The sequence below is a fragment of the Dapis hubbardiae BLCC-M172 genome (genome assembly GCF_050016015.1).
Taxonomy (GTDB): domain Bacteria; phylum Cyanobacteriota; class Cyanobacteriia; order Cyanobacteriales; family Microcoleaceae; genus Trichodesmium.
The window spans coordinates 1-8,188 of the sequence record NZ_JBNHEQ010000288.1 but is presented as its reverse complement, the minus strand read 5'-3'; the positions used below and the strand labels follow the sequence as shown (position 1 = coordinate 8,188).

The following is an 8,188-nucleotide window of genomic DNA, read 5'->3' as shown; positions in this document are numbered from 1 at the left end:
ATAATTGATAATTGATAATGGATAATTGATAATTGATAATTGATAATTGATAATTGATAATTGATAATTGATAATGGATAATGGATAATGGATAATTGATAATGGATAATGGATAATTGATAATTGATAATTGATAATTACCTCTTATTATAAAGAAGAGGATTGAATAAAAGGATTTTTTTCTTTTTTATCCTTAAAAGGAGAGACTTTATACCTTTATTTTTAGGTAAGAAGGAAGAAAGAAGAATAAATTTTATAGTTGTATTTATTGAGGAAAGTCTTGAAGTGAACTAAACTTAAAACAAGACAGTAATAGAAAAATCAAAAGGTGATAATAGACATATACCAAAATTATATCTAGAGAGTGTCATTTCAGTTATCAGTTATCAGTTATCAGTTATCAGTTATGAGTGAACCTCCGACTTTAGTCGGAGGCTTGAAATACTGAGTTAAAGATTTTTTCATCCCCTTAAAAGGGGAGACTCATGCCCTCATTTTTTGGTAAAGAGAAGAGTATTTTTTCTCAAAAAATTTCTTGTCTGTTGCTTTCTAGACCTGATTAATTAACTTATACAAAAAAGCAATTATTTTTCACAGATACTTATTGAGAGTGACGTTTAGAATTCTCACTAAAAAATGTGGCAATTAGTAAACAGACAATACCAATATTAATCGAAACATCGGCTACATTAAAAACTGGAAAATCTATAAGGCGAAAGTGTAAAAAATCTACAACATAACCGGAAACAAATCTATCAATACCATTACCCAATGCTCCTCCTAAAATTAAACCATAACCCAGTTGTTCCCATCGATTAAATCTAGGCCCAAACCATGCCCAAGCCATCAGACCCAGACTAACTATTAAAGATAACCACCGCAACCAATAAACTCCACCATTACTAAACAGACTAAAAGCTGCTCCAGTATTAGTCACATAAGTAAAGTGAAATACACCAGGCCATAAAGCCAGACTTTCTTCGAGTTGAAAATTTTGTACCACCCAAAATTTAGTGAGATGGTCTAATACAATGCTGATAATTGCAACTATCCAGAATAAGGGATTTTTTTTTAAACGTAATTTCAAATTTAACAATTACTATAATTTAGTTAGATTTACTATACAATTTAAATTTAGCAAAAACTTTTTATATGTACCCCCTACTCCCTACTCCCTACTCCCCACTCCCTATTTTTAATAAAATAGTAAACGTCTTAGAAAATAAGCCATAACTGCCACAGCACATATAATTCCTAGTTGTCCTGGTAAAGGAAAAATAGAATATCTAAAAATACCTTCAAATAAAGATAATGATTCTATATTTCTCCAGCCGAAAATACCACTAATAATTAGATAAGTTAACCCAGTTACATGAACACTCAACAAACCACATAAACAGCTAAAAGCCAATGATTCTAATTTAGGATATTCTTGAAAAGCTAAATTTCCACATATCCAAGCTCCAGGAATAAAACCTAATAAATAACCGAAACTAGGTTCTCTCAAATAACCAATACCACCACCTTCACTAAACACAGGTAATAAAGTTATACCTAAAAATATATAGGCTATTTGAGACATAACAGCAGCATTTTTTCCACCTAAACAACCTACCAATAAAACAGCACCAACTTGGTAAGTTACTCCTAAAGAAAAAGTTTGAACTTCTTGCTGTTCCCAAATCCAAGTTGGACTAGCAAAAGAAGCAGGTAAAAATGTTGCAGCAATTGTTAAAAGTAAACCTGTAATTGCCCAAAGTAATTCTACAGTAATTGTCATTTTAGTTATTAGTTAGCCTCCTGCGGAGGAACTACGTTAACAGTTATCAGTTATCAATTATCAATATCTCTGCCTAAAGCCAGAGCCTTGAAATACTGAAGTTGATTTTTTTCATCCCAATTTTTTCTTCAGGACAATTAACAATTACTTTTTAGCATCAACAATTATCCTACCAACTAAAACCTATTTTGAATAATTAATAATTAACAATTAATAATTAATAATTAATAATTACCTCTTCTTAAAAAAAAGAGAATTGGTTCAGAGGAACTTTTTTTCTTCTCTTGGTCGATTGGATATGGCGTTAGCGGAGCGGCTCTGATAAGAGCGGGAAACCTCGCCATCCCTCGACCGCTTTTTTCTCCCTGAAAGGAGAGGCTTTAAACCTTAATTTTTCGGTAAGCATTTCCTGCGGAATGCTACGCAAACAGCAATAATACCCTTTCTTAAAAAGGGGGTTTAAATGAATATAAGCTCTAGGGTCATTTCAGTTATCAGTTAGCCTCCTATCGGAGGAACTGCATTAACAGTTATCAGTACCTCTCTCTGTTTAAAGCATCAGAAATATTAAATATATTTTTTTCATCCCCTTGTAGAGCGGCAGCTCGCGGCGCAGCCAAGGGGAGGCTTGAGACCTTATTTTTTGGTCAAAAGGTACAACTTTTATTTTCTAGTAAGATTAAAATCTGGCATAATTCATCCAAGATTTTATCCTACATCAAAAGCAATAGCTGACGGCTGAATGCTTATAACCTATTTAATTGGAACAGGAGTTTCTCCACCCTGAAGTCCCAGAGATTCTAACATTACTTGGTCTTTTTCCGGAGGTTGACCAAGAGTTGTCAGATAATGGCCAATTAACATAGCATTAATACCAGCCTTCAAACCCAAACCTTGCAACTCTCCCATCACTGCTTCTCGCCCTCCAGCATAACGAATAATTTGTTCTGGTAGGATAAGACGAAAAATAGCGATCGCCTTCAAAGCATCATAAGGGTCTAACTTTGGTAAATCACCTAATGGGGTACCTTCACGAGGATTTAACAAATTCAAAGGTACAGACTCAACCTCCAACTCTCGCAAAGCTAAGGCCAAATCTATTCTATCTGCCCAAGTTTCCCCCATGCCAATAATACCCCCAGTGCAAGCTTGAATACCTGCTGCTTTGAGGTTTTTCACAGTTTCAACTCGGTCATTCCAGCTATGAGTCGTAACAATTTCCGGGTAAAAATTCTCAGAGGCTTCCAAATTATGATTGTAGCGAGTTACTCCTGCCTCTGCTAATGCTTGAGCTTGTTCTTCCGTTACTTCTCCCAAAGCACAACAAGGCTTAATATTAGTCTCAGCAATAATTTGTCTTACTGTAGCCAGAATTTGCTCAAACTCTCTAGACTTAGGACTATCATACTTAATACCCCTACCCTGAGAAACCAAACAAAATCTTCTAGCTCCACCTGCTTCTGCCGCTTTTGCCTGGGCCAAGATTTCCTCAGTAGATTTGAGGCCATAAATAGGGGAAGCTTCTCCAGGATGATGAGCTGACTGGGAACAGAAGCTACAATTTTCTGAACAGCCTCCAGACTTGACATTAATGATGCTGCACAAGTCTACTATATTACCACAACAAGATTGACGAACTTTATCCGCAGCTTCACAGAGTAAAAGTATATCTTCTTGTTCTGAAATCTGAGTAAGTGTCATAGCCTCTTCTCGACTAAGACGATAACCAGAAATAATTTGCTTGGCTAAATCATGGAGCCATTGCTCTAACTTCTTTTTCGTCTCTGGCAAAGATAGGAAATCTTTGGTATTTGTGTTTGTATTGGTTGATAGGGGTGCTTGAACCACGGCGAGCCTTTGTACTTGAGGTAACTTTTAATATCGTCCAGATTCTACCATCTTTAGCCCTTAATTTCCATACCATTAACTTAAAAGTAGTTTTCAATCAATATATTTAATAAGACGGTAGAGAAGTTACAAAGTCAAGATAACCGTAGATTGCCATCCTCAAAATACTACCCACATTCCTTTATTGATTTTAACAAAAAATAAAATTTCTTAACTTTTATTTGAGATTTTCTTAACCTATTTTTAACCTAAGTATGTTCAACTGTGATTTAACTGTTGCTTTTGTTTAAAATCAATATCAGACTTTAAATACTTATGACACTTAGTATAAAATTTAGTCAAATAATTCGTAATACTTCTAAAGTATCCCTAGTAGCCTTAACAGTTGGTTTAGCTACTACAGTTGCTGGGGTAAAGTACAGTCTCGCTCAACAAAAAGTCAACCTTGTAGGTGCAGGTGCATCTTTTCCAGCTCCTCTATATCAACGTTGGTTTGCTGATATGAGAGATAGTCGTTCTGATATTGGGGTAGATTATCAATCAGTTGGTAGTGGTGCTGGTGTTGAGAGATTTACTCAAGAATTAGTAGATTTCGGTGCTAGTGATGTGGCAATGAAAGATGATGAAATAGCCAAAGTTGGCCGAGGAGTTATGATGCTGCCTATGACTGCGGGTAGTATTGTATTAGCTTACAACGTACCAGGTGTATCGGATCTAAAATTATCCAGAGAAGTGTATGTAGATATCCTTTTGGGTAAGATTACCAAGTGGAACGACTCAAAAATTGCTGCTATTAATTCCGGTGTAAATTTACCAAATCTACCAATTACTGTAGTTCATCGTTCTGATGGTAGTGGAACTACAGGAGTGTTTACCAAGCATCTAAGTGCTATTAGTCCAGAGTGGAAACAGAAAGTAGGAGAAGGTAAAACTGTTCAATGGCCAACAGGAATAGGTGGTCAGAAGAATGATGGTGTAGCTGCTGGAATTCGTCAAACTAAGGGTGCTATAGGTTACATTGAGTTTGGTTTTTCTAAGAATGCTGGTCTTCCTACTGCAGCTCTGGAAAATAAATCTGGTCAGTATATTAAGGCTTCTTTAGAGTCTGCTAAGTCTACTCTAGCAGCAGTAAAATTACCTGGAAATCTTCGTGCTTTTATTAGTGACCCTGAAGGTGGTAATTCTTATCCTATCGTTACTTATACTTGGATGCTGATTTATAATCAATATCCTGATGCAGCTAAAGCTCAAGCTATAGAAAAAATGATTGAATATGGATTAAATGAGGGACAAAAGGTAAGTGCTGATTTAGGTTATATTCCACTACCTGATAATGTTCGTCAAACAGTTGCTGCGGCAGCGGATAAAATTAGCTCTGGCTATCAAATTAGTCTGAAGTGATATTTACACAGGAAAAACTCATCGTCAAAATCTTCAAAGCCAAATAAAAAATACTTGATTCTGCATCTATCAGCAAATTATTCATATATTCAACCCTTCTTAATTTGTCTTATTTATATTAGATTTAGATAAGAAAAAAGAAGGGTTGATTTTTTCATAAATTATCCTGATTAACTAAGTTATATCAAATCCGGTTAAACAACCTCATAATCAATAAGACTAAAATTATAATTATGAGGTAATTAGAACTATCTGCAATTAGAAAGATTTAAAATTATAGAATTTTTAACTTGAATGGAACAGATAAGCAGGTACACAAAATTAATTATACATCTATACAACATGAATTCTCTACTTTCTAAATATCCCAGAGAGTTAGAATAGGTAAATCATTGATAATTGATAATTGATAATTGATAATTGATAATTACCAAAAAATGAGGGTATGCGCCTCCCCTTAAAAGGGGATGAAAAAAATATTTAATTCAGTATTTCAAGCCTCCGACTTCAGTCGGAGGTTCACTGATAACTGTTAGCGCAGCTCCTCCGCAGGAGGCTAACTGATAACTGATAACTGAAATGACCTCTCCCTAAAAGGAAGAGGATTAAATAAAAGGAAATTTTTTTTTGTTTCTCCACGGTGAGTTAGAGGCTTTATACCTTTATTTTTCGGTAAATAATTTTGTTTAGGTACTTAACTACTTCCTTGAATTAAAACTCTCTTTAGTCTATCTCAATGAAACCTGCTATAAGTTAGTTAAATCAGCATTGATGATTTTTAGGCTAATGATTGCTAATCATCAACAATAATTAACCTTTATTTAACCTCAAGATGTTAAACTTTCGTCTATTCTTTTTGGTGTCTAGAGAAATATAGAAATCTAAATAATTATGGAATTTGGTATAAATCTTTCTGGGATAACTCGTCTTATTGCCAAAGTATCAGCAGTAGCTCTGACAATTGGTTTAGCTGCCTGTGGTGGTGGTGGCGGTGGTCAAGTAAGCCTAGTTGGTGCTGGAGCTTCTTTTCCATCACCCATTTATCAACGTTGGTTTCAAGACTTGAGTAATACTGACGCTAGTCTACAAGTAGATTATCAGTCAGTTGGTAGTGGGGCTGGTGTTGAGAGATTTACTCAAGAATTGGTAGATTTTGGTGCTTCTGATGTGGCAATGAAGGATGAGGAAATTGCCCAAGTAGGACGAGGAGTTATCTTACTACCAATGACTGCTGGTAGTATCGTTTTAGCTTACAATTTACCAGATGTTTCTGGTCTCAAACTTTCTAGAGAAGTTTATGTAGATATCCTTTTGGGTAAAATTACAAAGTGGAACGACCCGAAAATAACAGCAATTAATCCTGGTGTGAGTTTGCCAGACAAAACAATTACAGTTGTATATCGTTCTGATGGTAGTGGTACAACCGGAGTTTTCACTAAGCATTTGAGTGCTATTAGTCCAGAGTGGAAACAGAAAGTAGGTGAAGGTAAAACTGTTCAATGGCCAGTAGGTATCGGTGGTGCGAAGAATGATGGTGTAACTGCTCAAATTCGTCAAGCGGAAGGAGCAATAGGATATGTTGAGTATGGTTTTGCTAAGAATGCTGGTCTGAATATGGCTTCCCTGGAAAATAGTTCAGGTAAATATATAGAGCCTACTGCTGAATCAGCATCAGCAACTTTAGGGGCAGTTACATTACCTGAAAATTTACGAGCTTTTATTACTGATCCAGAAGGAGATAATTCTTATCCAATTGTAACTTATACTTGGATGCTTGCTTATGGAGAATATCCTGATGCAGCAAAAGCTGAAGGTGTAGAAAAAATGATTGAATATGGCTTAAATGAAGGTCAAAAAGTTAGTTCTGAATTAGGTTATATTCCTCTACCTGATAATGTACGTCAAAAAGTTCTAGAAACTGCTGATAAAATCAGCCCAGATTACAATATGACTCTCAAATAGCATCAAAGGAAAATTTAATTCAGAATTCTGAATTCTGAATTAAATTTTTTGCATTTTTTTGGGAAATAATATAACCTCAAAAGTATCTACAGAAAGTTCCTAAAGTTAACCAAATCAAAAGTCAAAAGGTATAGATATATTTGAACTAATATAGACGTAAAAAATTATATGGTTGCACAATCTCAAGTTCAACAAGATACTCGGTCTCGGAGTAATACAGAAAAAAAGTTTGATAATGGTTTTATTGCCCTAACTAAAGTTTTTGCTTGGGGTATAGCAGCTATTCTAATATTAATGGCTTTGACAGTAGCTTGGCAAGCAATACCATCTCTCAATGAATTCGGTTTTGGCTTTCTACTTAAAAGTGTTTGGAACCCTGTTGCTAATGACGGTAAAGGGGATTATGGCGCATGGCCAATGATTGTGGGAACTTTAGTTAGTTCAGTCTGCGCTCTGTTTATTGCAGTTCCTCTCGGTCTAGGTACAGCAATATTTTTAAGTGAAAATTTTATCCCTCCAAAAATTAGTACCCCATTAACTTTTATGGTGGAATTACTAGCAGCTATTCCTAGTGTAGTTTATGGTTTATGGGGTATTTATGTTTTGCTTCCTTTTCTGGAACCAATAGAAGCTTTTCTGGGTAAATATTTAGGATGGATTCCAATTTTTTCTATTCCTGATGGGGTTCGTGCCGGAGGTCCGGGAATGTTTCCCGCTGTTGTTATTTTATCAGTAATGATTTTACCAATTATTACTGCAATTTCTCGTGATTCTCTTGCTAGTTTACCACCTGATTTACGACAGGCTTCTTTAGGTTTAGGAGCTACTCGTTGGGGTACTATTATTAGGGTGTTAATTCCAGCAGCTTTTTCAGGAATTGTTGGTGGTGTAATGTTAGGTTTGGGTAGAGCAATGGGAGAAACTATGGCTGTAACAATGTTAATTGGTAATGCTAACTCAATTAAATTTACCCTTTTTGCTCCTTCTAATACTATCGCTTCTTTGATGGCAAACCAATTTGCTGAAGCTTCTGGTTTACAACTTTCTGCTCTGATGTATACAGGGGTAGTTTTGTTTGTTTTAACTTTTGTTGTAAATATATTGGCTAATTGGATTGTTAATCAAATTAAGGCGAAGTATTAATAATGGATAATGGATAATTGATAATGGATAATTGATAATGGATAATTGATAATT

General features: G+C 35.1%; 6 protein-coding genes. 3 read left to right on the top strand and 3 right to left on the bottom strand.

What is annotated here, in order from left to right:
• Window positions 1-601: 601 nt before the first annotated feature.
• The 3 genes from lspA to bioB all read right to left on the bottom strand — a co-directional run bounded on the left by lspA (window position 602) and on the right by bioB (window position 3,628).
• Window positions 602-1,096, bottom strand: coding sequence for a signal peptidase II (gene lspA, locus ACP6PK_RS26770; RefSeq protein ID WP_426564189.1), 495 nt, complete (start codon window positions 1,094-1,096; stop codon window positions 602-604).
• A gap of 99 nt (window positions 1,097-1,195) precedes the next feature.
• On the bottom strand, window positions 1,196-1,780 hold the full coding sequence (locus ACP6PK_RS26765) for a biotin transporter BioY (RefSeq protein WP_094672347.1): 585 nt from the start codon (window positions 1,778-1,780) through the stop codon (window positions 1,196-1,198).
• Between the two features lie 753 nt (window positions 1,781-2,533).
• On the bottom strand, window positions 2,534-3,628 hold the full coding sequence (bioB, locus tag ACP6PK_RS26760; RefSeq protein ID WP_426564187.1) for a biotin synthase BioB: 1,095 nt from the start codon (window positions 3,626-3,628) through the stop codon (window positions 2,534-2,536).
• A gap of 315 nt (window positions 3,629-3,943) precedes the next feature.
• On the opposite strand from bioB, the gene pstS (ACP6PK_RS26755) reads away from it, so the two are divergent.
• From pstS (ACP6PK_RS26755) to pstC, 3 genes are all read left to right on the top strand, one after another.
• On the top strand, window positions 3,944-5,029 hold the full coding sequence (gene pstS / locus ACP6PK_RS26755; protein ID WP_426564185.1) for a phosphate ABC transporter substrate-binding protein PstS: 1,086 nt from the start codon (window positions 3,944-3,946) through the stop codon (window positions 5,027-5,029).
• Window positions 5,030-5,920: 891 nt separating this feature from the next.
• Entirely contained in the window at window positions 5,921-6,991 is a 1,071-nt protein-coding gene (pstS, locus tag ACP6PK_RS26750) for a phosphate ABC transporter substrate-binding protein PstS (RefSeq protein ID WP_426564183.1), read from the top strand.
• A 168-nt stretch (window positions 6,992-7,159) separates the two neighbouring features.
• The gene (gene pstC / locus ACP6PK_RS26745) at window positions 7,160-8,134 is read left to right on the top strand and encodes a phosphate ABC transporter permease subunit PstC (RefSeq protein WP_094671460.1); all 975 of its coding nucleotides are present in this window, start codon (window positions 7,160-7,162) and stop codon (window positions 8,132-8,134) included.
• The last annotated feature ends 54 nt before the right edge of the window (window positions 8,135-8,188 follow it).